Here is a 24,313-nt window from a genome sequence, read left to right on the forward strand (position 1 = left end):
GCGCCGCGCCAGCGGCTAAGGGCAGGTCATGGCACAGGGAACGACGCTCACTCATCTGGACGCCAGCGGCCAGGCCAACATGGTCGATGTCTCGGCAAAGCCGGCGACGGACCGGACCGCCGTGGCGACCGGCCGCGTGGTGATGAAGCCCGAGACCCTCGCCATCGTGCGGGCCGGCGATGCCAAGAAGGGCGACGTGCTCGGCACGGCCCGCCTCGCCGGCATCATGGCGGCGAAGCGCACTCATGAACTCATCCCGCTCTGCCACCCCCTGCTGCTGACCAAGGTCGCCGTGGACGTGGTGCTGGATGAATCCCTCCCCGGTGTCCACGTGACCGCAACGGTGAAGGTCTCCGGCCAGACCGGCGTCGAGATGGAGGCGCTGACCGCCGTCTCCGTCGCCTGCCTCACCGTCTACGACATGGTGAAGGCCGTCGACCGCGGCATGCGGATCGAGGCGGTGCAGCTTCTCGAAAAGACAGGCGGCGCCTCCGGCACGTTCCGGGCGGAGTGACCATGGCCGGCCTCCTCCCCGTCGAAGAGGCCCTGGCGCGCGTTCTCGACGGCGCATCACCCCTTCCCGAGGAATGGATCCCGGTGGGCGATTGCGACGGCCGCGTGCTGACCCGCGATCTCCTGGCGTCCCGCAGCCAGCCGCCGGACGACATGTCCGCCATGGACGGCTATGCCCTCCGCGCATCCGACCTGCCCGGCCGCCTGACGGTGATCGGCGAGGCCGCGGCTGGGCGGGCCTTCGGCGGCGAGGTCGGGACGGGACAAGCGGTGCGCATCTTCACCGGTGCACCGATTCCGCCCGGCGCCGACGCGGTCATCATGCAGGAGGACACCGCACGCGACGGCGACGCTGTGATCATCGACCGCACGGCACGACCCGGCCAGTTCATCCGCCGCCGCGGCCTCGACTTCACCGCAGGGGTCAGCGTCCTGCCCGCGGGCACTGTCATGAACCCGCGCAGCCTCGCCCTCGCCGCCGCCATGAACCACGCATCCGTGCCGGTCCACCGTCGGCCGCGGGTCGCGATCCTCTCGACCGGCGACGAACTGGTGGAGCCCGGCACCGCGCCGGGCCCGAACCAGATCGTCTCGTCCAATGCCCTTGCCATTGCCGCGATGGCGCGCCGTGCAGGCGCGGACGTGACCCATCTCGGCATTGCCCCCGACCGGCTCGATGCAACCCTCGCCCGGGTGCGCCTTGCCCGCAGCGAGGGCCATGACATCCTCGTCACCTCCGGCGGGGCATCGGTCGGCGAGTACGACCTCATGCGGGACGTGATCCGCCACGAGGGCGGGGAGCTCGGCTTCTGGAAGATCGCCATGCGCCCCGGCAAGCCGCTGATGATGGCCGATCTCGGCGAAACGCGGCTGCTCGGCCTGCCCGGCAACCCTGTCGCCTCCTTCGTCTGCGCGATGTTGTTCCTCGAACCGCTCATTGCCCGCCTCGCGGGACGTGCCGTCGACGGACCGGCGACCGAGGCCGCGATTCTCGGTTCTGACGTCCCAGCCAATGACCTGCGCGCCGATCACCTGCGTGCCCGCTTGACCACATCGGCGGACGGCCTCGTCGCCACGCCCTTCCCGGTCCAGGACTCCTCGATGATCCGCGTCCTCGCCGAAGCCGACGCGCTGATCCTGCGCCCGCCCCATGCGCCGGCGGCCCGCGCGGGCGAGCCCTGCCGCGTCGTCCGCCTGCCGCGCTAGGCCTTCACGAAATCTCAACGGTTGCAGAACACACATAGAACAGATAGTGATTGTTCATGGTCTGTTCGTTCGATTCGGGCCGGTGACACTCAGGGGCGGTATCCGATGCTGACGCGCAAGCAACACGAGCTTCTTCGCTTCATCCAGGAGCGGCTGAAGGAGACCGGGGTGCCCCCCTCCTTCGACGAGATGAAGGAAGCCCTCGACCTGAAGTCCAAATCCGGCATCCACCGGCTCATCACGGCGCTAGAGGAGCGCGGCTTCATTCGCCGCCTGCCGAACCGCGCCCGCGCCCTCGAGATCATCCGCCAGCCCGAGCAGTCGGCCGGTCCCGCCACCGCCCGCGGCAAGTTCTCGCCGAGCGTCATCGAAGGCTCGCTCGGCCGCTCCCGGCCGCAACCGGTTGATGACGACACGGTCATGCCGGTCGCCGTGCCGCTGATGGGCCGCATCGCCGCCGGCGTGCCGCGCGAGGCGGTGGAGCAGCGCATCTCGACGGTCTCGGTGCCGCCGGAGCTCATCTCCCGCGGCGAGCATTACGCCCTGGAGGTGCGGGGCGATTCGATGATCGAGGCCGGCATCCTCGAAGGGGACATCGCCCTGATCCGCAAGGGCGACACGGCCGAGACCGGCGACATCATCGTGGCGCTGATCGATGACGAGGAAGCGACGCTGAAGCGGCTGCGCAAGCGCGGCACCTCCATCGCCCTCGAAGCCGCCAATCCAGCCTACGAGACCCGCGTTCTCGGTCCCGACCGGGTGCGCATCCAGGGCAAGCTCGTCGGCCTCATCCGCCGCTACTGACGGCTCAGCGCGGCGGCTCTGCGTCGCCCTCCTCGGGCATGTCGGCCGCCGGAGGCGGTGCAGGCGCTTGGGGTAACGCCGCATGGGGCCCTTGCAGCACCGGCGGCATCGCTCCCTTGGGCGGCGCCCGGTGCCAGGGTCGCGTCCCGTATGTGAGGCGTGCTGTCTCCACCTGCCATGATCCGGCCTCGTGGCGCAGCCGAAGGGCGCCGGTCGAGGGGATCGCCGAAAGGTTCAGCACCACGGCGCCGCACCCGTGCGGAACCGCGAAGCGCGTCACCACCAGCCGCGCCTCGCGGCAATCATCGGCCAGTGCATCGGGATGAAGCGGCACGGCGATGCGGCCGCCGCCCGCCAGCGGCATGGCGCAGCCGAGGCCGTCGCACCGCACCCCCTGTTGCAGGCTCTCCTCCGCCGCATTGCGCCGGTCGCCCTCCGCCAGCAGCCAGCGCTGGACGGCGAACCGGCTGCCGCGCCGCGAGACGACCCGGAGCGTTCCGTCCGGCGCGCGGGCGGCGACCGTCGTGCCGTCGCCGTCGACAAGCGCGAGCGGCGGCTTGCCATGGGGAGCGGCCGCGAGGCCGGCCAGCACCAGCGGCGCCCCGATCCAGCGCAGCGGCGTCGACAGCGCCGCGACCAGCACCAGCCCCAGCGACAGGACCAGCAGCGCGGACGGCCGGGTCTCCGGCACGATCACCTTGCCGCCCGGCCAGGAGGCGACCCATTCGACGATCCGCACGAAGAGGTCGACGCCCAGCCCCGCCAGGGCCCAGACCGGCTTGTCCCAGCCGAAGGGCCAGAGCATCAGCGCCAGGATCTCCAGCGGCATGACGAAGAACTCGATGACCGGGGCGCCGAGGAGGTTCCCGGCAACGCCGTAGAGATGCACCGTGTTGAAGTGGTGCGCCGCGTAAGGGGTCGTCGCGAGTGAGGCGACGAAGGAACTGGTCGCAAGGCCCGCGACCCCATTCGTGACCATGAGCAGCATGCGGCCGATGCCGGCTGGGGCATCGGCATGCGCCTCGGCGAAGGGCCGCAGCGACACATAGCCGGCAATGAGCGCCAGCGTTGCGGCGAAGGACATCTGGAAGCTCGGGCCGAGAAGGCTTTCGGGCGCGACGAGCAGCACGGCGAGCGCGGCGATGGCGAGCGTGCGCAGCGTCAGCGCGCCGCGGTCGAGCATGACGCCGAGAAGGACCACGGCGATCATGATCCACGAGCGCTGCGTCGCGACTTCGGCGCCGGAAATCACGAGATAGATGGTCGCCACCACCAGGGCGACGAAGGCGGCCCAGGCCTTGGCGCGGTGCCGCAGGGCGATGGACGGCACGAGGGCGAGGCCACCGCGCACGATGCCGAAGATGAGGGCCGCCACCAGCGCCATGTGAAAGCCGGAGATCGACAGGATGTGATAGGTGCCGGCCGCGCGCATGGCCTCGTTCAGGCCTTCCGGGATGCCGTCGCGCTTACCCGTCACCAGAGCATCGGCAATGGCGCCGGACGCGCCGGGGATGGCCGAGCGGATGCGGTCGCTGATCGCCTGGCGCACCGCGTCGAGCCTTGCCCGGAGCATGACGCCGGAGGGCATCTCGCCCACCTCCCCCGCCCGGACCTGGCCGATGATGAACCCGGTGGCGCCGTAGCCGGCGAACCAGGCATCACGGCTGAAGTCATACTGGCCGGGGGCGGCGGGATCGGCCGGCGGGCGCAGCCGCACCGTCAACACCACCGCCTGACCGGTGGTGACCCCGGTCGCAGTCCGGCTGGTGACGCGGATGCGGTCCGGCGCCGGATCGGGCGCTGGCGTCAGGCTGCGGACCCGCAGCGTGAGCCGGTCGCCATTCTCCCGCCGCTCCACCGCCTCCACCCAGGCCGAGACGGTCAGCGACTGGGTCTCGGTTCGCAGCACGGGGTGGGCGACCCACGCAGTCCGTGTCGCCGCTGCCGCGAAACCGAGAGCGACCGCCGCAATCGCGGTCATGGCCAGCGCGGGCCCGTGATGCCGCCGCAGGACGATCGCCGCCGACGCTGTGGCGATAGCGAGCAGGATCGCCGCCGCAAGCGAGGGTTCATCGGGCGCGGCGAAGTACAACAGTATGCCAACGCTCATCGCCACGGGCAGGAACAGGAAGGCCCGCCCGCGCTCCAGCTCCAGCGCCCACCATCCCGACAGCCGCGCGCCGATCGCCTCAAGGCCGAGCCCGTGACGCGTGCCAGCCGCGGCACGCATGCCGGCGGCAATGGCGAGTGCCCTCGCGCGCGGCCTCACCGCCCACCTCCCGGCAGGGCGCTCACCGACGGGCCGGACGACGCGTGGCCGCTCACCACAGGGCGCTCCCCATTCCCGTGCCGGCATGCTAAGCCGACGCGCTTTCCGGCCAGAAGCCTAGTCGCGCCCGGCCCGCCCTGTCCTCTTCGGAAGAATCATGACCGTCGTCTCCCGTTTCGCCCCCTCCCCGACGGGCTTCCTGCACATCGGCGGTGCCCGCACCGCGCTGTTCAACTGGCTCTATGCCCGCAAGACCGGCGGCAAGATGCTGCTGCGCATCGAGGACACGGATCGCCAGCGCTCCACCACCGAAGCGATCGACGCCATCCTGGATGGCCTCGCCTGGCTCGGCCTTGCCTGGGACGACGAGACCATCTTCCAGTTCGCCCGCGCCGAGCGGCACGCCGAGGTCGCCCGCCAGCTCCTCGCCGCCGGCAAGGCCTATCATTGCTACGCGACCCCCGAGGAGCTCGAGGAGATGCGCGCCACCGCCATGAAGGAGGGCCGTCCGCCCCGCTATGACGGCCGCTGGCGCGACCGCGATCCCTCCGAGGCGCCGGCCGGCGTGAAGCCGGTGATCCGCCTGAAGGCCCGGCAGGATGGCGAGACGGTGGTCGAGGATCTCGTCCAGGGCCGCGTGGTGATCCCCAACAAGGACCTCGACGACCTCGTGCTGCTGCGCTCGGACGGCACGCCGACCTACATGCATGCCGTGGTCGTCGACGACCATGACATGGGCATCACCCACATCATCCGCGGCGTCGACCACCTCACCAATGCCGCCCGCCAGACCCAGATCTACGAGGCGCTCGGCTGGGTGGTGCCGGCCATGGCCCATATCCCGCTCATCCACGGGCCGGATGGCGCCAAGCTGTCGAAGCGCCACGGCGCCCTCGGCGTCGAGCAGTACCGGGCGCTCGGCTACCTGCCGGAGGCGCTGCGCAACTATCTCGTCCGCCTCGGCTGGAGCCATGGCGACCAGGAGATCTTCTCCACCGAGGAGATGGTCGAGGCCTTCGACCTCTCGTCCATCGGCCGCTCGCCGGCCCGCTTCGACTTCGCCAAGCTCGAGGCGATCAACGGCCACTACATCCGCCATGCCACCGACGACCGCCTGCTCGCCGCGATCGACGACATCCTGCCCCACATCGATGGCGGGCCGGCGCTGAAGGAGGCATTGACGCCCGCCCGGCGCGACCAGCTCCTCAAGGCCATGCCCGGCATCAAGGAGCGGGCGAAGACGGTGCTCGACCTCATCGACGGCGCCGGCTTCATCCTCGCCATGCGTCCGCTCACCGTCGACGACAAGGCGCGCGCCCTGCTCACCGACGACGCGCGCGGCCATCTCGCCGCGCTGCACACCCGCCTTGCCGCCTTGGCCGACTGGACGGCCGCGGCCGCCGATGCGGCGGTGCGGGCGGAGGCCGAGGCGCGCGGCGTGAAGCTCGGGGCCCTGGCCCAGCCGCTGCGGGCGGCGCTGACCGGCCGCACCACCTCCCCCGGCATCTTCGACGTGCTGGAGGTGCTGGGCCGCGAGGAAAGCCTTGCGCGCATCGCCGACCAGATGCGCGCCTGACCCCCGTCAGCGTGTCATTTCGTTATCCTACATAGGTCTGAGGGGCCGCCCTAAGGGTCCCCCCGCGCTTGCCGCGTTGCGGAAAAACGTCTATCCGGAACCAGGGGCGCGACGGGTGTTCCACACCTCGGGCGGGCGAATATAAAGAGTCTGGAAATTCAAGGGGTTGCCGATGTCCGCAAATGCCAAGACCGCGACATTGACCGTTGGGGACAAGACGGTCCAGCTGCCGGTCTCCGATGGAAGCGTCGGGCCGTCGACCGTCGACATCGGCAAGCTCTACGCCCAGACGGGCATGTTCACCTACGATCCCGGTTTCACCTCGACCGCGAGCTGCGAGAGCAAGATCACCTATATCGACGGTGACGAGGGCATCCTGCTTTATCGCGGCTTCCCGATCGAGCAGCTGGCCGAGCACGGTGACTTCCTCGAGACCTGCTACCTGCTGCTCTACGGGGACCTGCCGACCGCCGCCCAGAAGGCCGATTTCGACTACCGCGTCACGCACCACACCATGGTGCATGACCAGATGTCGCGCTTCTTCACCGGCTTCCGCCGCGACGCCCACCCGATGGCCGTCATGGTCGCCGCCGTCGGCGCGCTCTCGGCCTTCTACCACGACAGCATCGACATCGCTGACCCGCAGCAGCGGATGATCTCGTCGATCCGCCTCGTCGCGAAGCTCCCGACGCTCGCCGCCATGGCCTACAAGTACTCGATCGGCCAGCCCTTCGTGTACCCGCAGAACTCGCTCGACTACGCGTCGAACTTCCTGCGCATGTGCTTCTCCGTGCCGGCCGAGGAGTACAAGCCGAACCCGGTCCTCGCCCGCGCCATGGACCGCATCTTCATCCTGCACGCCGACCACGAGCAGAACGCCTCGACCTCGACGGTCCGCCTCGCTGGCTCGTCGGGCGCCAATCCCTTCGCCTGCATCGCCGCCGGCATCGCCTGCCTTTGGGGCCCCGCCCATGGCGGCGCCAACGAGGCGGCGCTGAAGATGCTCGGCGAGATCGGCCACGTCGAGAACATCCCGAAGTTCATCGCCAAGGCCAAGGACAAGAACGATCCTTTCCGCCTCATGGGCTTCGGCCACCGGGTCTACAAGAACTACGACCCGCGCGCGAAGATCATGCAGAAGACCTGCCACGAGGTCCTCGGCGAGCTCGGCATCAAGGACGACCCGCTGCTCGACGTCGCGGTGGAGCTGGAGCGCATCGCCCTGTCGGACAGCTACTTCGTCGAGAAGAAGCTCTACCCGAACATCGACTTCTATTCGGGCATCACCCTCAAGGCGATGGGCTTCCCGACCGACATGTTCACCGTCCTCTTCGCGCTCGCCCGCACCGTCGGCTGGATCGCGCAGTGGAAGGAGATGATCGAGGACCCGCAGCAGAAGATCGGCCGTCCGCGCCAGCTCTATACCGGCGAGACCCGCCGCGACTACGTGCCGATCTCGCGCCGCAAGTGAGATCGCCGCACGGCAAGGGTTTTGAAGGGGCGCTTCGGCGCCCCTTTTTCGTACGCGACCGGATGGATGAGGCGGTGCTGCAGCTCAGCCGCGGCGGGCGCGCCAGGTATCGAGCACGATGCGGGCGGCCTTCGTGCTCGGCTCCTCGCCGGCAAAGTCCATGACCGCGTCGAGGCGGGCGAAGGCATCGACCTGTGCCTGCCGCGCCGGCCCGTCCGGGATGATCCCCGCGAGAGCCGCCGCCACCACCTCCGGCGTGCCATGTTCCTGGATGAACTCCGGCACGACCTTCTCGGCCAGCACATGGTTCGCCAGCACCGCCGTATCGGTGGTGATGAGCCGGCGCGCGATCTGCGCCTCGAGCCAGCCGGTGCGATAGGTGACGACCTCCGGTACGCCGGAAACCGCCAGCTCCAGAGTCACCGTGCCGGAGCAGGCGAGCGCCGCCCGCGCCTGGCGGAAGGCGGCAAACTTCGCCGCCTCGCCATCGACGATGCGCGGCTTGACCGGCCAGCCCGCGACCTCCGCCGCGATCAGCGCGCGGTGATGGGGCACGGCCGGCAACACCCAGTCGATCGGGCCGAGCCTTGCCTCGACCCGCTGCAGCACATCGGCGAAGAGCGGCGAAAGCCGCGTGATCTCTCCCCTCCGGCTGCCCGGCAGCACCAGGACGAGCGGCGGCGGGGCCTCGCGGCGCGCCCGGTCGTCAGGCCCGGGGCGCAGATCGGTGAGGCGTTCGGAAATGGGATGGCCGACGAAGGTCGTCGTCGGGCCACCAAGACGCCGGTGCACCTCCGGCTCGAAGGGCAGCAGCGCAAGCAGATGGTCAACGAAGGGCCGCATCTCCGCCGCGCGCCCCGGCCGCCAGGCCCAGACGGTCGGGGAGACATAGAACACGATGGGAATCTCCGGGCGCTGCTTGCGCACCGCGCGCGCCACCCGGCGATTGAAGCCGGGGCAATCGACGAGGACCAGCACGTCGGGCGGCCGCGCCACGATCTCCGCCACGGTCTCGCGCACCCGGCGCAGGATGTTGGGGATGTGGGCGATGATCGAGGTGATGCCGAACAGGGCGATCTCGTTCATCGGAAAGCGCGAGACGAAGTCGCGCCGCTCCATGCGCGGGCCGCCGACGCCGCGAAAGCCGACCGGCCCACCATACTGGACCTTCAGCGCGTCCATGAGGTGAGCGCCGAGCTGGTCGCCCGATTCCTCGCCCGCGACGATGAACACGTCGAGCGGTCCGGTCGCCTCGCTCATGGCCCGGCCTCGGCACCGACGCCCAGCACGAAGACGCCGTGCCGGTCGGCGCGGCGCACCACCTCATCCATTTCCACGACCAGGGTGGAGCCGGCGACGACGGCGATCCCGCGCAGGCCCGCAGCGGCAGCCTTGTCGACGGTGGCAGGACCGATGGCCGGCATGTCGATGCGCCGGTCCTGCTGGGGCTTCGGCGCCTTCACGAGGATGCCGACGCCCTTGCCCCAGCGGATGCGGCCCGAGGCGACCATGGCGGCGCAGCGCTCCAGCATGCCGTCCGTTCCCTCGGCGCCCTCGACCGCCACGATGCGCCGCCGGCCGATGACGATGCCCTGCCCGACGTCATAGGGACCGAGCGCGGCAATGGCGGCGCGCGCCATGGCAATGTCGTCGCGGTCGTCCGCATCGGGCTCGGGCCCGGCGAGTCGCCCTTCCGGCATGACCAGCCCCGGCGCGACCTCATGGGCGCCGACCAGACGGAACCCCTCGCGCTCGAACAGGCGCGCGATGCCGCTCAGCAGGTGGTCGTCGCCTCCACGGTACAGGCGCAGCACCTCCGGCAGCGTCTTCAGAGCGCCGATATCGGGAAGCGTGGTCCAGAGATTCGGCCGCACCAGCGACCCGATGAGCACGAGATCCCGGCAGCCGGCGCGGCGGGCCTGTGCGCAGATCGCGCCGAACTGGCCGATGCCGACCCAGGCATGGGGATAGGCCTCGAGCTCCTTGCCGGCGATGCCCTTCAGCAGGATGGCGAAGACCGGCCGCCCCTGCGCCTCGGCCGCCCGCGCCAGGGCGAGCGGAAAGGCGCCTGCGCCGGCGATGATCCCGAGCGGCGTCGTCTCACTCATCGGCGGGCGCAGTGCCCGTGCCGGCGACGCGGGTCTTCTTCGGCGCTGCCATCATAATCGGCCGCTTCTCCTCCGCCGCGATGAAGGCGATGAGGCGGCCGGCAGCGGGATGGTCGGCATAGGCGGCGGTGGCATCGGCCACCCGCTCGGCAAAGGTCCCGGCCCCGTAGAACAGCGTCTCGTAACAGGCGCGCACCTGGCGGACATCGTCACGGCTGAGGCCGCGCCGCTTCATGCCGACAACGTTGAGGCCGATCAGCTCGCCCGACGTGCCATTGGCCCCGAAGGCCATGCCATAGGGAATGACGTCGTCCTTCACGCCGGTCACGCCCCCGACCATGGCGAAATCGCCGATGCGGGTGAACTGGTGGACGGCGCAGAGCCCGCCGAGGAAGACGAAATCGCCGACCTTCACATGGCCGCCAATGGTCGCGGCATTGGCGAAGATGACGTTGTTGCCGACCCGGCAGTCATGGGCGACATGGGCATAGGCCATGAGAAAGCAGCGGTCGCCGATCACCGTCGCGCCGCTCTTCGGCGTGCCGCGATTGACCGTCACGCTCTCGCGGATCACGCAATCCTCGCCGATGGCGGTCGTGGTCGGCTCGCCCATGTAGGAGAGGTCCTGCGGCGGCGTGCCGAGCGAGGCGAAGGGATGCACCACCGTGCGCGCGCCGATCGTGGTGATGCCGTCGATGTTGACGTGGCTGATGAGCTCGACGCCGTCACCGAGCGTCACATCGGCGCCGACCGTGCAAAAGGGACCGATCCGCACCCCCTGCCCCAGCCGGGAAGCGGGCGAGACATAGGCGAGCGGATGGACCTCGGTGGCGCGTGAGGACATCACGCGGCGTCCGCCAGCATGGCCGAGAGCTCGGCCTCGGCCACCAGCTTGCCGTCCACCATGGCCTCGCCCCGGTAGAACCAGATGTTCCGCTTCTTGGCGATCTTGGTCATGTGATACTCGATCCTGTCGCCGGGCGTGACGGGCTTGCGGAACTTCGCCTTGTCGATGGTCATGAAGAAGACCAGCTTGCCGGTGCCGCCCACCGAGGTCAGCGCCATGACGCCGCCGGTCTGGGCCATGCCCTCGATCATCAGGACGCCCGGCATGATCGGATTACCCGGGAAATGGCCCATGAACTGCGGCTCGTTGGCCGTCACGTTCTTGATGCCGATGCCGAACTCGTCGCCACGGATGTTGACGATCTTGTCGATGAGCAGGAACGGATAGCGGTGCGGCAGCACGCTGAGGATCTCGCGGATCCCGGCCGTATCGATGCTGGTCGTCGTCTCGGTCATCGGCTGGCTGCCTCCCCTCAGTCCTTCTCGCCGGTCCGTGCCCGGCCAAGCCGCTCCACCGCGGCGATCTCACGGAACCAGTCGCGCACCGGCTTGGCGGGCCTGCCGCCCCAGCGCGCGCCCTCCGGCACGTCGTCCTTGACGATGGAGGTCGCGGCGATCTGCGCCCCGCTGCCCACCGTCACATGGTTGTTCACGCCGACCTGACCGCCCAGCATGACGAAATCGCCGAGCCGCGCCGAACCGGACAGGCCCACCTGGCTGACGATGACGCAATGACGGCCGATCTCGACGTTGTGGGCGATCTGCACGAGATTGTCGATCTTGGTGCCCTCGCCGATCACCGTATCCAGCACATGGCCGCGGTCGACGGTCGAGTTGGCGCCGATCTCCACGTCGTCCTGGATGATGACCCGGCCGATCTGCGGCACCTTGGCGTGCTTCTGCCGGCCGAGCTCGAAGCCGAACCCGTCCTGGCCGACCCGCACGCCGGCGTGGAGGATGACCCGGTTGCCGAGCAGCGCATGGGTCAGCGACACATGCGGGCCAATGGCGCAGTCGCGACCGATGCGCACACCCGGTCCGATGACAGCCCCGGCGGCGAGCACCGTCCCGGAACCGATCTCCGCCTGGGGGCCGACGACCACGCCGGGATCGACCACGACGCCGCTTTCCAGCCGCGCGGTGGGATGGATCATGGCACCCGGCGAAATGCCTGTGGCGCCGAAGAGTGACTGTGGCTTCAGCGCCTGCGGATAGAGCCGCCGCGACACCGAGACGAAGGCGGCATGGGGGTGCGGCACGACGATCGCCGCGACCTCAGCCGGCACCAGATCGCGCTGGCGGGCATGCACGAGGCAGGCCGCCGACCGCGTCGTGGCGAGCTGTCCGGCATATTTCGGGTTGTCGAGGAAGGTCAGGCTGTCCGGTCCGGCATTGGACAGGGCCGCGACCGTGCGGATGACTCGCTCGCCGTCGCCGCCGACCCATTCGGCCTTCAGAAAAGCCGCGACCGAGGCGACGGTCATCGCCTCGGCCGGTATCAGGAACTGAGGTTCCGCCATGATGATCCCGCTCCGGGGACCGCAGCGCCCCGACAGACCGGGACGCCGACGGTCAGAAGCGCGTGCCGCCCGAGAAGCGGAAGGCCTGCGTCTGGTCGCCCCTCGCCTTGGACAGGACGAAGGAATAGTCGAAGCGGATCGGACCGAAGGGCGAGTTCCAGAGGAGGCCCATACCGACCGACGAGCGAACCTTGTGCTGGTCCGACCCCTGCAGGTTGACATCGAGGATGCCACCGCCGGTGTTGAAGGTGCGGATGCCGTTGTAGCCCCAGACCGAGCCGGCGTCGGCATAGAGAGCGCCGCGCATGCCGAAGTCCTTCGGCAGGAAGGTGATCGGGAAGGTCACCTCAGCCGAAGCACCCCAGTACATGGTGCCGCCGACCGCGTCAGGAATGCGGTTCAGACCGAGAGCAGCAGCAGCGGTGGACAGCGCGAAGTCGCGCGGACCGATGCCGGCCGTCTGGAAGCCGCGGACGAGCTCCGGACCCATGAAGAACTGGTCGATCGCGTCGAGGCGACCGCCGAGACCGCCGATATGGCCGGCCTGAACGCGCAGCATGCCGATCCAGTCGTTGGTCAGGTCGTGATAGTAGCGGCTCTCGAAGGTGGTGCGAACGAACTTCGCATCGCCACCGGCGCCCGCCACGTCCTGACGCAGCTCGGCATAGAGGCCCTGGCTCGGATTGATGGCGCGGTCGAGGTTCGAATAGACCAGCGAATAGCCGAACATCGAGATGAAGCGGTTCCGGCCGTTGATGGCGCGGATCGCCGAGGAAACTTCGCCATCATCCAAGCAGGTATAGGCGCGACCATTGCCCGTGGTGTTGATCGAGCCGTCAGCCGCCAGCGACGCCGGACCCACCAGGGTCAGGCCGGTCGCACGCGGATCACCCGCCTGATAGTAGGACACGTTGCCATTGGCATCCGTGTACTGGTTCATCTGGCCGAGGCCCGTGTAGCAGTTCACCTGGCTGTCAGCGACCGAGATGCGCTGAGCGATGGCGCTGTAGCGCAGCTGCACGGCGAACTGCTCGGTGATCGGGATGCCGAGGCGCAGGGTGCCGCCGTAGGAGCGCGACTCGTAGGGCTGCCAGCTCGACCGGTTGGTCTGGCGGTAGAACAGGTCAAAGCCGCCGGCGAGGCGGTAATCCATCAGGAAGGGCTCGGTGAACGAGAAGTTCACGCCCTTGGAGCGCTGGCCGAACGTGCCGCCGAGGCGGACGAACTGGCCGCGGCCGAGGAAGTTGCGCTCTTCCACCGAGGCCTCGGCGATGAAGCCGTCAGCGGTCGAGTAACCACCGGCGATGGAGAAGGCGCCCGTCGGCTGGTCCTGGACCTCGACGTTCACGATGACGCGGTCAGCCGCCGAGCCGGGCTCGGTGGTGATCTTCACGTCCTTGAAGTAGCCGAGGTTCTTCAGGCGTCGCTCGGCGCGGTCGACGAGCACGCGGTTGTAGGCATCGCCCTCCGCCATGTCGAACTCGCGGCGGATGACGCGGTCCTGGGTGCGGGTGTTGCCACGCACGTTGATGCGCTCGACGTAAACGCGCGGGCCCTCTTCCACCACGTAGACGAGGTTCACCGTCAGGGTCGAGGGGTCACGCTCGCCGCGCGGGCGGACGGACGCGAAGGCATAGCCGCGGCGGGCAACCTCGAGGGTCACATCCTCGAGCGACTTGTCGACCAGCTCGACATTGTAGACGGCGCCGGCCTGGGTCTTCACGGCGCCGCGCAGCGTGGCGCCGTCGACGTCGCGGATGTTGGACTGCACCTCGACCGAACCGACCCGGTACTGCGGGCCTTCCTCGATCTCGATGGTGATGGTGAAGGCGTTGGCGGCCTGGTCGAAATCGGCGCGGGCCGAGAGGACGCGCATGTCGACATAGCCGTTGCGCAGATACAGGCGGCGGATCGCCTCCTGGTCGGCATTGAGGCGGTCGGCGTCATAGACGTCGTTCGACTTCAGCCAGGAAAGGATGCCCGACTCGGCGGTCATCATCACGTCCAGCAGGCGCTGGCGGCCGAACGAGTTGTTGCCGACGAAATTGATGGCGCGGACGGAGGCCTTCTTGCCCTCGTTGATCTCGAAGACGAGATCGATGCGGCCGTTCGGCTGCTCGATGGTCTTCGGCGTGATCTCGACCTCGTAGCGGCCGGTGCGGCGATAGACGTCGTAGAGACGCTGGGTGTCGGACTGGACCGTGGCGCGCGAGAAGGTGCCGCGCGGCTTGGACTCGATCTCGCCCATGAGCTGGTCGGTCTTCAGGCGGCGGTTGCCCTCGAAGACGACGCGGTTGATGACCTCGTTCTCGGAGACCTGGACGACCAGGCGGCCGCCGGCGCGGCTCACGCGCACGTCACGGAACAGGCCCGTGGCGTACATCGCCTTGATGCCCTCGTCGACGCGCGCGGCGGTCAGCTCGCCGCCGGAGAAATAGGAGCGGATCGTGTCGGCCTCGATGCGGCGGTTACCCTGCACGACGATCGAGGCGGCAGACTGCGCATTCACTGCAGTGGAGAGGACGACACCGGAGGTCGCGGCCATCACCACGCCCACTGCGGTCATCGTTCCTGCGATCACGACCGTTCGGACCGTCCGAGCGAAAGAAGTCATGAATCACGCGCCTGTCTGTTGGGTATGTTGGTTTCACGCGAACGCGAACCACCCGTGGATCCCTCCCGGGCGGTTCGCTTGTAACCGGTTTGCCCAGAAGTGCAAACCGCCCCGGCGCCGCACCGCCGGTTTTTGAAAGTCCGTTGCCGGATCGCCACGCCCGCCCTCATCCGACGATGCCCCGGATGTCGTTCCAGGTGGCGAAGATCATCAGCATGAGGACCAGCGCCAAACCGAAGCGGAAAGCCATTTCCTGCGACTTTTCGCTCATCGGACGGCCGCGCACGGCCTCGATGGCGTAGAAGACCAGATGGCCGCCGTCGAGCATGGGAATCGGGAAGAGATTGAGCAGCCCGATGGAGACGGAGATGAGGGCAGCAAGACTCAGGAGCGCGACGAATCCGATCTGCGCCGCCTCGCCCGAAACCTGGGCGATTCTGATGGGGCCGCCGAGCTGATCGGCGCTCTGCGTGCCCATCACCACGCCGCCAAGATAGGCGAAGGTGCGGTCGATGACGAACCAGGTTTCCTTCACGCCCATCCAGGTGGCGGTGAAGGGATCGTAGTGGCGGATCTGGGTATCGCCGGGCTGGTTCGACCGGGAAATGCCGAGCCGGCCGATGCGGTGGGTGCCGCCGAACCGGTCCTTGAACTCGTAGATGGTCGGCACCGCCGTCAGCGTCTTGCGGTCGCCGCCGCGGTCGACAACGACGGCGAGCGAGGCGCCGGCGCTCGCCCCAACGATGCGCTGCATGTCGGAGAAGCTCTCGATTTCGCGGCCATTGATGGTCAGAACGAGGTCGCCGGGCTGGAAGCCGGCCTGTTCGGCGGCGCTGCCGGCGACGATCGTCTCGACACGCGGCGAGGTGATCGGCTTGCCGAAGATCGTGAAGACGCCGGCGAAAATGACGATGGCGAGGATGAAATTGGCGATGGGGCCGGCTGCGACAATGGCGGCACGCTGGCCGAGCGACTTGTGGAAGAAGCTCTGCGAGCGCTCATCCGCCGTCATGGCATTGGCGGTGTCGAAATCGGGCGTCGAGGCGGCGTCGGCGTCACCGTAGAACTTGACGTAGCCGCCGAGCGGAATGGCGCAGAGCTTCCAGCGGGTGCCGTGACGGTCGTTGAAGCCAACGAGTTCGCGGCCGAAACCGATCGAGAAGGCCTCGACCCTGACGCCGTTGCGCCGCGCCACCCAGAAATGGCCGAGTTCGTGGAAGAACACCACGATCGTCAGCACGAAGAGAAACGGAATGATGGTCCAGATCAGGGTCTGGCCCCATCCGCCGAGCGCGGCAGCAGCGTTCATCGATCTGTCCCATGGGCACGGGCCCGGATGCGTCCGGACTCATACCCTCCCGATTTTCAAGATGCCGCAGCGGGCGCGTTAAGCATAGTGGCGCGCGCCCGCTCTCTCGCGGCATGGTCAATCAACCATAAATCGTCCAATGTGGCCGGAGCGGGGCCGTCGCCCTCCGCCTCCAGAACCGCCTCCACTACCGCCGCAATGGCGCCGAAGCCGATGCGCCGGCTGAGGAAAGCCTCCACCGCCACCTCGTTGGCGGCGTTGAGCACCGTCGGCGCCCTTCCCCCCACCGTCATCGCCGCGATGGCGAGCCGAAGGCAGGGAAACCGCACAAGATCGGGCTCCTCGAAGGTCAGCGAGCCGATCTCCGCGAGGTTGAGCCGCTTCGAAGGGCCGTCGATCCGCTCGGGAAAACCGAGGCAATGGGCAATGGGCACCCGCATGTCGGCCGCGCCCAGCTGAGCGACAATCGACCCGTCGCGATAGGCGACCATGCCGTGAACGACCTGCTGGGGATGGACGACGGCCTTCAGCCGCTCGGCCGGCAGGCCGAACAGGTGGAATGCCTCGATGAGCTCGAGGCCCTTGTTCATGAGACCGGCCGAATCCACCGTCACCTTGGCGCCCATGGCGTAGTTCGGGTGCTTCAGTGCGTCCTCTGGCCGCGCCGCGGCGATGGCGGCGGCATTCCAGGTCCGGAACGGCCCGCCCGACGCGGTGATCCAGACCGTCTCGACATCCTCAAGACGGGAGCCGGCGAGGGCCTGGAAGACGGCGTTATGCTCGGAATCCATCGGCAGAATGGTGACGCCGCGGCGCTTAGCCGCGCCCATCACCATGTCACCGGCCGCCACCAGGCTCTCCTTGTTGGCGAGAGCGATCGCGGTCCCCTGCCCGATCGCCGCCAGGACCGGCTCGACGCCGGCCGCCCCGGTGATCGCGCCAACGACCAGATCGGCGGGACGCGCGGCCGCAGCAGCGACCGCGGCAGGCCCGGCCGCCGTCTCGATGCCGGAGCCGGCGAGCAGGTCCTTCAGACGGCCATAGGAGGCAGGATCGGCAACGACGGCGAGCCTTGCGCCATGCTCGCGGGCAATCGCCGCCAGCTTCTCGGCATCGCCATTGGCGGTCACCGCCTCGATGCGAAAGCGGTCGCGGTGGCGGTCGACAATGTCGAGCGTGCTGGTTCCGATGGAGCCGGTCGCCCCGAGCAACGTCAGAGCGCGCATGGACTTACCATAGCAGCAGGCCGGCGGCGGGATTGGCGGAGCCCCCGCGCGCAAGACCCAGCGCAGCTGCCGCAACCGCGGCGACGAGGAAGCCGTCGAGCCGGTCCATCACGCCGCCATGGCCGGGAATGATAGAGCCGGCATCCTTGGCGGCGAAGCGGCGCTTGACCGAGGATTCGAAGAGATCGCCGGCCTGGCTCAGGGCGGCAATGGCGAAGGTCGCCAGAGCAAGGCCGAGGGTCGGCTGGATACCGACGAAGCGCACCACCGCCAGCGCGATGGCCGTGCCGATGAGCGTGCCGCCGAGGAACCCGGACCAGGTCTTTTTCGGCGAAAGCTGCGGCCAGAGCTTCGGCCCGCCGATCGAGCGGCCGGCGAAATAGGCGGCGACATCCGTGCCCCAGACCACCGCGAAGAGCCACAAGATGGCGGCAAAGCCGAGGGCGTTGTCGTCGCGCAGGATCGTCGGGCCGAGGACCACCGCCGCGGCATAGACGAGCCCGGCGATCGCCCAGCGGCTGTGGCCGGCGGGACTGAGCCAGATGGCGACGAGCGTGCCCACCCCCAGCGCGATGAGCGCGAAGCCCGGATTGACGAAGGTCCGCTCGAAGGCAAGCGCCGCGACGAGGCAGGCTACCTCGCCCCAGTAAAGCGCCCGCGGCTGCTCCGGCAGGACCAGCCGGTTCCATTCGAGGAGCACGAGGCAGGCGCCGAGCAGCCAGAGCAGCGCGAAGGGCCAGTCGCCGAGCCAGGCGGTGAAGATGGCCACGGGAATGAGGATCAGCGCCGAGACGACGCGCTTCTTGAGATCCGGATCGGAGAAGGCCCCTGCGGGCTTCAGGTCTGGATCCATGTCAGCGGCCCGCGGCGAGGCCGCCATAGCGGCGCTCGCGGCGTCCATATTCGGCCAGCGCCTCCTCCAGCGCCTCCCGGCCGTAGTCGGGCCAGAGGACCGGCTGGAAGACGAGTTCGGCATAGGCTGCCTGCCACATCAGGAAGTTCGACAGGCGCATTTCGCCGGAGGTGCGGATGACGAGGTCGGGATCGGGGATGCCGGCGGTGTTGAGCCGCGCCTCGATGGCCTCGGGCGTGATGCTCTCCGGCGTGCGCTCGCCACGCGCGACCTCCTCGGCGAGCGCCCGGGCGGCGGCGGCGATTTCCTGGCGGGACCCGTAATTGAAGGCGACGATGAGCGTCTGGCCGAGGTTGCGGGCGGTGAGCGCCTCGGCCTCGACGAGAAGCGCACGAATGTCGGGATCGAGCGCCGTGCGGTCGCCGGCGATGCGCACGCGGACATTGGCCTCATGCAGTTCGGCGAGATCGTTGCGGATGAAGCGCTTGAGAAGGCCCATCAGGGCCGAGACCTCCGCCGGAGGCCGCGACCAGTTCTCCGAGGAGAAGGAATAGACCGTGACGATCTCGATGCCGATGTCGCGAGCCGCCTTCAGGGTGCGGCGCAGCGCCTCGACCCCGCGCCGATGACCCTCGACCCGCGGCAGGCCGCGCTGGGTCGCCCAGCGGCCGTTGCCGTCCATGATGATGGCGATATGGCGCGGCAGGGCGGCGGGCGCCGCTGCGGCCGCTACCCCGGTATCCTGCGCCAGTCCTTGTCGGTCCGCCATCGTCATGACCGGCCCGGGGCTCAAACCGTCATGATCTCTTTTTCCTTCTGGGCGACGAGCTGATCGACCTCGGCGATGTGCTTGTCGGTCTCCTTCTGGACCTGTTCGGAGGCGCGGACATGCTCGTCCTCGCTCATCGAATGGTCCTTCTCCTTCGCCTTCAGGATGTCCATGCCGTCGCGGCGGATGTGGCGGATCGCGATGCGGGCGCCCTCCGCATATTTGTGGGCGACCTTCACCATGTCCTTGCGGCGGTCCTGGGTCAGCTCCGGGATGCGCAGGCGGATGACCTGGCCCTCGGTTTGCGGGTTGAGGCCGAGGCTCGACTCGCGGATCGCCTTCTCGACAGGGCCCACCATGGACCGGTCCCAGACCTGCACCGACAGAAGGCGCGGCTCGGGCACGCTCACGGTCGCCACCTGGTTGATGTGCATGGTCTGGCCATAGGCCTCGACCTGGATCGGATCGAGCAGGTTCGGCGACGCGCGACCGGTGCGCAGCGTGCCGAGCTCGTGCTTGAACGACGCGATGGAGCTCTGCATCCGCCGCGTGATGTCGGCGAGGTCGAAAGTCGGGGACGCGGCCATGGGGTACGCCTCTTGGGTCTTGCGCGGGGTTCCGCGGGAAAGAAGGGTCGCCGTCAGGCGGTGACGAGGGTGCAGCGGGCGTCGCCGGCCAGCACCGAAGCCACGGCGCCAGGGGCGTCGAGGGAGAAGACGATTATCGGAAGTCGGTTCTCCCGGGCAAGCGCGAAGGCGGCCGTATCCATGACCTTGAGGTCGCGGGCGATGGCCTCGTCGGCGGTCAGCGCATCATAGCGCACGGCCGACGGATCCTTCTTGGGATCGGCGGAATAGATGCCGTCGACATTCGTGCCCTTGAGCACCACGTCGCAGCCGAGCTCGACGGCGCGCATGGTGGCGGTGGTGTCGGTGGTGAGCAGCGGTACGCCGATGCCGCCACCCAGGACGAGGATCCGCCCGGCGGCGATATGCGCCAGGGCATGGCGCACCGTGTAGACGTCGAGCGCCTCCGGCACCGGCTCGGCCGAAAGCGCCACGGCGGGATGGCCCAGCGCATTGATCTGGCCGGCAAGCGCGATCGCATTCATGACCGTCGCCAGACGGCCGATGGCGTCGGCATCGACACGGCCAAGGCCGATTCCGGCGATCTGCTTGCCGCGGAAGATGTTGCCGCCGCCGACCACCACGACGATCTCGGTGCCAGCCTTGGCCGCGGCGATGAGGTCCTCGGCCACGGCGCGGACGGTCTTCGGGTCGAAGCCGAACTCCTGGTCCCCCGCGAGCGCCTCGCCGGACACCTTGACCAGCGCGCGCCTGTAGCCTCGGCCGGCCATGGCGTCCTCCCGATTCGTTCAGCCCCGCGGGGCGGATGGTGGCAGCCCGTTTAGCGCAATGTCCCGGCGGCGCAAATGGCCGCCCCCGCTGGAGCGGTCGATGTCCCCTGCCCGTCCCCACCAATGGCCGATCTTGGCATCGTGCAGATACACGATCTACGCTTCGGTCCTGACGAGGAGGCCCGCATGACCACGACCCCTGCCACTGTCGCCATCGTCGGAGCCGGAGACTATATCGGCGCCGCCATCGCGAGGCGTTTCGCGGCGGGCGGCTACACGGTCGTCCTCGGCCGCCGCAATGGCGACAAGCTTGGCCCCCTGGTCGACCAGATTGCGGCAGCCGGCGGACGCGCCCTGGGGCGGTCGCTTGACGCCAGGCGCGAGGAGGAGGTCGCAGCCTTCCTCGATGCGGCCGATGCCGAGGCGCCGCTTGCCGCCTGCATCTTCAATGTCGGCGGCAATGTCCGCTTTCCCATCCGCGACACGACGGAGCGGGTCTTCCGCAAGGTCTGGGAGATGGCCTGCTATGCGGGCTTCCTCACCGGCCGTGAGGCCGCGCGCATCATGGTGCCGCGCGGATCCGGTTCGATCTTCTTCACCGGCGCGACCGCAAGCCTACGCGGCGGATCGGGCTTTGCCGCCTTCGCCAGCGCCAAGGCGGGCCTGCGCGCTGTCGCCCAGAGCATGGCGCGCGAGCTCGGACCCCAGAACATTCACGTGGCCCATCTCGTCATCGATGCCGGGGTCGATACCGCCTTCGTCCGTGATCTCCGCCGCCAGCGCGGCGGATCGGACGAGATCGCCCCGGACGAGCTGATGAACCCGGCTTCCATCGCCGAGACCTATTGGCAGCTTCACGCCCAGCCGCGCGATGCGTGGACCCACGAACTCGACATTCGGCCCTACAGGGAGACATGGTGATGCAGCCCATGACACAGGACGACGAGACCATGCCCCTGAGCGGCCCCAAGGTCGTCGAATTCCACTTCGATTTCGGCAGTCCGAACGCCTACTTCGCCCACAAGGTCCTGCCCGGCATCGTCGCGCGGACGGGGGCCAGCATCCGCTATGTGCCGGTGTTGCTGGGCGGGATCTTCAAGGCAACCAACAACCGCTCGCCCTTCGAGGCCTTCTCGGGCGTCAAGAACAAGCTCGCCTATGAGCGGCTGGAGATCGCCCGCTTCATCGCCAAGCACAAGCTCGACCGTTTCACGATGAACCCGTTCTTCCCCGTCAACACGCTGCTGCTGATGCGCGGCGCGGTGGCCATGGAGAAGGAGGGCAAGCTCGGCCCTTACGTTGAGGCCGGCTTCCACCACATGTGGGAGGAGCCGAAGAAGATGGACGACCCTGCGGTGTTCAAGGCAGCGCTCGACGCCTCGGGCTTCGACGGTGCCGCCATCCTCGAGGCGACGCAGGCGGCCGACGTGAAGGCGGGGCTCATGGCCAACACCGAGGCGTCGGTCGGCCGTGGCAGCTTCGGCGCGCCGACCTTCTTCGTCGGGCGCGAGATCTTCTTCGGCAAGGATCGGCTGCGCGACGTCGAGGACGCGCTCGCCGCCTGAGACACAAAAAAGGGGCGGTTGCCCGCCCCTTTTCCATCAATCGATGAGGTCCCGATCAGGACTTGAGGCCAGCCTGGGCGGCGACCTCGGCGGCGAAGTCGTTCTCCGCCTTCTCGATGCCCTCGCCCAGCGCGAAGCGGGTGAAGGCCGTGAGCTTGATCGGCGCGCCGACCTTGCCCTCGGCCTCCTTGAGGGCCTGGGCAACGGTCTTGCCGCCATCGTGGATGTAGAGCTGGTCGAGGAGGCAGACCTCCTTGGCGTAGGTCTTGATGCCCGACTCGACGATCTTGGCGATCACGTTCTCGGGCTTGCCGGCGTTCTTCTCGGCGAGAATCGCCTTCTCGCGGGCGACGACGGCCGGATCGAGGCCGGCGGCGTCGAGGGCGAGCGGGCTGGCGGCGGCGACATGCATCGCGACCATGCGGCCGAGGGCTGCGAGCTCGGCCTTGTCGCCGGTCGACTCGAGGGCGACCAGCACGCCGATCTTGCCGAGGCCCGGGTCGATGGCATTGTGGACGTAGCTGCCGACGACGCCGTCGGTGACCGACAGGACCGAGGCGCGGCGCAGCGACTGGTTCTCACCGATCGTGGCGATCGACGAGGCGATGGCATCGGCCACCGTGCCACCGGAGGTGGCGGGCGCGGCGAGGATCGCGTCGACATTGTCGCCGGTCTTCAGCGCCACATGGGCGATGAGCTTCACCAGGCCCTGGAAGTGGTCGTTGCGGGCGACGAAGTCGGTCTCCGAGTTGACCTCGACCACGGCGGCCTTGGTGCCCTCGGTGAAGATGCCGACGAGGCCCTCGGCGGCGACGCGGCCGGCCTTCTTGGCGGCCTTGGACAGGCCCTTCTTGCGCAGCAGGTCGACGGCCGCCTCGATGTCGCCGTTGGTCTCGTTCAGGGCCGACTTGCAGTCCATCATGCCTGCGCCGGTCATCTCGCGCAGTTCCTTGACCATCTGGGCGGTGATGTTCGCCATGGGTCCGTCCTCGAATTGAAAGTGGGGATGGGAAACGGCCGGTCCGCGGGAGCGAACCGGCCGGAACTCAAAAACCGATCCCTGCCCGACACGTCTTTCGTGTCAGGCAGATGACGGAATGGCCGATCAGGCGGCTTCGGCGTCGACCAGGGTCTTGGCCTGGTCGATCCAGCCCTGGACGCGGCCCGGCAGGCCGACGCTGTCGCCGATCTCGGCGGCGTCAGACGGCGTGAAGCCGGCGATCTGCCAGAAGTGGAAGATGCCGAGATCGTTGAGCTGCTTCTCGATGTCCGGCGACACGCCGGTCAGCTTGATGAGCTCGTCGGCCGGGCCACGCGGGCCGGCCAGACGCTCGACACCGGCGGGCGAGGCGGCCTGCGGCAGGTCCTCGATCATCGGCTTCTCGGAAGCGCCGAGGTCCATGCCCGACGAACCCTGGGCGCGGCCGATGCCGTCGATGGCGGCGCGGGCGATCAGGTCGCAGTAGAGGGTGATGGCGCGGCCGGCGTCGTCATTGCCCGGGATCGGATAGGTGATGCCGTCCGGATCGCAGTTGGTGTCGACGATGGCGACGACCGGGATGCCGAGGCGACGGGCCTCGAGGATGGCGATCGCTTCCTTGTTGGTGTCGATCACGAACATCAGGTCGGGAACGCCGCCCATGTCCTTGATGCCGCCGAGGGCGCGCTCGAGCTTGTCCTTCTCACGGGCGAGCGTGAGGGCTTCCTTCTTGGTGTAGCCGGCGCCGCCCGAGGCGAGGGCCTCGTCCAGCTTGCGCAGGCGCGAGATCGAGCCCGACACGGTCTTCCAGTTGGTCAGCGTGCCGCCGAGCCAGCGCGAGTTCACGTAGTACTGGGCGCACTGCTTGGCGCCGGCAGCGATCGACTCCTGCGCCTGGCGCTTGGTGCCGACGAAGAGGACGCGGCCGCCCTTGGCCACCGTGTCGGACACGGCGACGAGCGCGCGATGCAGCATCGGCACGGTCTGGGCGAGGTCGAGGATGTGGATGTTGTTGCGGACGCCGAAGATGTACTGGTTCATCTTCGGGTTCCAGCGATGGGCCTGATGGCCAAAGTGGCAGCCAGCTTCCAAAAGCTGACGCATGCTGAAATCGGGCAGCGCCATAAGTCTTCTCCGGTTGTGCCTCCGCGGACAATGGCCGACCCCGAACTGGGATCCGTCACCACCGGAGCGGCAAAGGACAATCGTCCTCAGCCGCGGGTCCGCGTGTGGAATGGCCGGGGCACTACACGATCAGGATGGGAAGCGCAAGCCGTGGGACGCGCTACGAGGTCTCACCAGCTTGCGCCCGAAGACTCCCCGGCCGA

22 protein-coding genes are annotated in these 24,313 nt (G+C 68.6%); 7 read left to right on the forward strand and 15 right to left on the reverse strand.

All coding sequences use genetic code 11. From position 1 onward, the window contains the following. Nucleotides 1–28: 28 nt before the first annotated feature. The 3 genes from moaC (at nucleotide 29) to lexA (ending at nucleotide 2,523) form a co-directional block, all read left to right on the forward strand. Nucleotides 29–514: a cyclic pyranopterin monophosphate synthase MoaC gene (gene moaC / locus C8P69_RS10410; RefSeq protein WP_108176825.1), complete on the forward strand. Its 486-nt coding sequence runs from the start codon at nucleotides 29–31 to the stop codon at nucleotides 512–514. 2 nt (nucleotides 515–516) lie between these two features. Further along, complete coding sequence (locus C8P69_RS10415) at nucleotides 517–1,719, forward strand: molybdopterin molybdotransferase MoeA (protein WP_108176827.1); 1,203 nt, start codon at nucleotides 517–519, stop codon at nucleotides 1,717–1,719. A 105-nt stretch (nucleotides 1,720–1,824) separates the two neighbouring features. After that, nucleotides 1,825–2,523, forward strand: coding sequence for a transcriptional repressor LexA (lexA, locus tag C8P69_RS10420; RefSeq protein WP_108176829.1), 699 nt, complete (start codon nucleotides 1,825–1,827; stop codon nucleotides 2,521–2,523). 4 nt (nucleotides 2,524–2,527) lie between these two features. Here lexA and C8P69_RS10425 read toward each other — a convergent pair whose 3' ends face one another. Then, nucleotides 2,528–4,792: a ComEC/Rec2 family competence protein gene (locus C8P69_RS10425; RefSeq protein ID WP_170118204.1), complete on the reverse strand. Its 2,265-nt coding sequence runs from the start codon at nucleotides 4,790–4,792 to the stop codon at nucleotides 2,528–2,530. Nucleotides 4,793–4,949: 157 nt separating this feature from the next. On the opposite strand from C8P69_RS10425, the gene gltX reads away from it, so the two are divergent. Together gltX and gltA are read left to right on the forward strand one after the other, a co-directional pair. Continuing rightward, entirely contained in the window at nucleotides 4,950–6,368 is a 1,419-nt protein-coding gene (gene gltX / locus C8P69_RS10430; RefSeq protein WP_108176833.1) for a glutamate--tRNA ligase, read from the forward strand. Nucleotides 6,369–6,540: 172 nt separating this feature from the next. Next, entirely contained in the window at nucleotides 6,541–7,839 is a 1,299-nt protein-coding gene (gltA, locus tag C8P69_RS10435; protein ID WP_108176835.1) for a citrate synthase, read from the forward strand. A gap of 84 nt (nucleotides 7,840–7,923) precedes the next feature. Here gltA and lpxB read toward each other — a convergent pair whose 3' ends face one another. The 12 genes from lpxB to pyrH form a co-directional block, all read right to left on the reverse strand. Further along, a complete protein-coding gene (lpxB, locus tag C8P69_RS10440; protein WP_108176837.1) occupies nucleotides 7,924–9,099 on the reverse strand; it encodes a lipid-A-disaccharide synthase in 1,176 nt (391 codons plus the stop codon). Then, nucleotides 9,096–9,947: an LpxI family protein gene (locus C8P69_RS10445; RefSeq protein ID WP_108176839.1), complete on the reverse strand. Its 852-nt coding sequence runs from the start codon at nucleotides 9,945–9,947 to the stop codon at nucleotides 9,096–9,098. Before C8P69_RS10445 ends, lpxB begins: the two co-directional genes overlap by 4 nt. Continuing rightward, a complete protein-coding gene (gene lpxA / locus C8P69_RS10450; RefSeq protein WP_108176841.1) occupies nucleotides 9,940–10,791 on the reverse strand; it encodes an acyl-ACP--UDP-N-acetylglucosamine O-acyltransferase in 852 nt (283 codons plus the stop codon). Before lpxA ends, C8P69_RS10445 begins: the two co-directional genes overlap by 8 nt. Then, nucleotides 10,791–11,249 carry a 3-hydroxyacyl-ACP dehydratase FabZ gene (gene fabZ, locus C8P69_RS10455; protein ID WP_108176843.1) on the reverse strand — a complete coding sequence of 153 codons (459 nt, stop codon included), beginning with the start codon at nucleotides 11,247–11,249 and terminating at the stop codon, nucleotides 10,791–10,793. The genes lpxA and fabZ overlap by 1 nt, the downstream gene beginning before the upstream one ends. A gap of 17 nt (nucleotides 11,250–11,266) precedes the next feature. Then, nucleotides 11,267–12,313 (reverse strand): UDP-3-O-(3-hydroxymyristoyl)glucosamine N-acyltransferase, encoded by a 1,047-nt coding sequence (gene lpxD / locus C8P69_RS10460; protein ID WP_108176845.1) that lies wholly within the window; start codon nucleotides 12,311–12,313, stop codon nucleotides 11,267–11,269. Between the two features lie 52 nt (nucleotides 12,314–12,365). Further along, on the reverse strand, nucleotides 12,366–14,879 hold the full coding sequence (gene bamA / locus C8P69_RS10465; RefSeq protein WP_245901978.1) for an outer membrane protein assembly factor BamA: 2,514 nt from the start codon (nucleotides 14,877–14,879) through the stop codon (nucleotides 12,366–12,368). A 214-nt stretch (nucleotides 14,880–15,093) separates the two neighbouring features. Continuing rightward, nucleotides 15,094–16,236, reverse strand: a complete 1,143-nt coding sequence (gene rseP, locus C8P69_RS10470) for an RIP metalloprotease RseP (protein WP_108176849.1) — start codon at nucleotides 16,234–16,236, stop codon at nucleotides 15,094–15,096. 56 nt (nucleotides 16,237–16,292) lie between these two features. Next, complete coding sequence (gene dxr, locus C8P69_RS10475) at nucleotides 16,293–17,462, reverse strand: 1-deoxy-D-xylulose-5-phosphate reductoisomerase (RefSeq protein ID WP_108176851.1); 1,170 nt, start codon at nucleotides 17,460–17,462, stop codon at nucleotides 16,293–16,295. Nucleotides 17,463–17,466: 4 nt separating this feature from the next. After that, nucleotides 17,467–18,315, reverse strand: a complete 849-nt coding sequence (locus C8P69_RS10480; RefSeq protein WP_170118205.1) for a phosphatidate cytidylyltransferase — start codon at nucleotides 18,313–18,315, stop codon at nucleotides 17,467–17,469. A gap of 1 nt (nucleotide 18,316) precedes the next feature. Beyond that, a complete protein-coding gene (locus tag C8P69_RS10485) occupies nucleotides 18,317–19,084 on the reverse strand; it encodes an isoprenyl transferase (RefSeq protein ID WP_273510731.1) in 768 nt (255 codons plus the stop codon). Nucleotides 19,085–19,104: 20 nt separating this feature from the next. Continuing rightward, entirely contained in the window at nucleotides 19,105–19,671 is a 567-nt protein-coding gene (gene frr / locus C8P69_RS10490; protein WP_108176857.1) for a ribosome recycling factor, read from the reverse strand. A gap of 53 nt (nucleotides 19,672–19,724) precedes the next feature. Beyond that, nucleotides 19,725–20,441, reverse strand: a complete 717-nt coding sequence (pyrH, locus tag C8P69_RS10495) for a UMP kinase (RefSeq protein ID WP_108176859.1) — start codon at nucleotides 20,439–20,441, stop codon at nucleotides 19,725–19,727. Nucleotides 20,442–20,627: 186 nt separating this feature from the next. Between pyrH and C8P69_RS10500 the strand changes: the two genes are divergently transcribed. After that, on the forward strand, nucleotides 20,628–21,362 hold the full coding sequence (locus C8P69_RS10500) for an SDR family NAD(P)-dependent oxidoreductase (protein ID WP_108177487.1): 735 nt from the start codon (nucleotides 20,628–20,630) through the stop codon (nucleotides 21,360–21,362). Further along, nucleotides 21,362–22,006, forward strand: a complete 645-nt coding sequence (locus C8P69_RS10505; protein ID WP_245901979.1) for a 2-hydroxychromene-2-carboxylate isomerase — start codon at nucleotides 21,362–21,364, stop codon at nucleotides 22,004–22,006. The genes C8P69_RS10500 and C8P69_RS10505 overlap by 1 nt, the downstream gene beginning before the upstream one ends. Nucleotides 22,007–22,061: 55 nt before the next feature. Here C8P69_RS10505 and tsf read toward each other — a convergent pair whose 3' ends face one another. Both tsf and C8P69_RS10515 read right to left on the reverse strand, forming a co-directional pair. Continuing rightward, nucleotides 22,062–22,985, reverse strand: coding sequence for a translation elongation factor Ts (tsf, locus tag C8P69_RS10510; protein ID WP_108176861.1), 924 nt, complete (start codon nucleotides 22,983–22,985; stop codon nucleotides 22,062–22,064). Nucleotides 22,986–23,111: 126 nt separating this feature from the next. Continuing rightward, nucleotides 23,112–24,110, reverse strand: coding sequence for a 30S ribosomal protein S2 (locus tag C8P69_RS10515; protein ID WP_108176863.1), 999 nt, complete (start codon nucleotides 24,108–24,110; stop codon nucleotides 23,112–23,114). Nucleotides 24,111–24,313 lie beyond the last annotated feature (203 nt).

It is taken from the genome of Phreatobacter oligotrophus (assembly GCF_003046185.1).
Taxonomy (GTDB): domain Bacteria; phylum Pseudomonadota; class Alphaproteobacteria; order Rhizobiales; family Phreatobacteraceae; genus Phreatobacter; species Phreatobacter oligotrophus.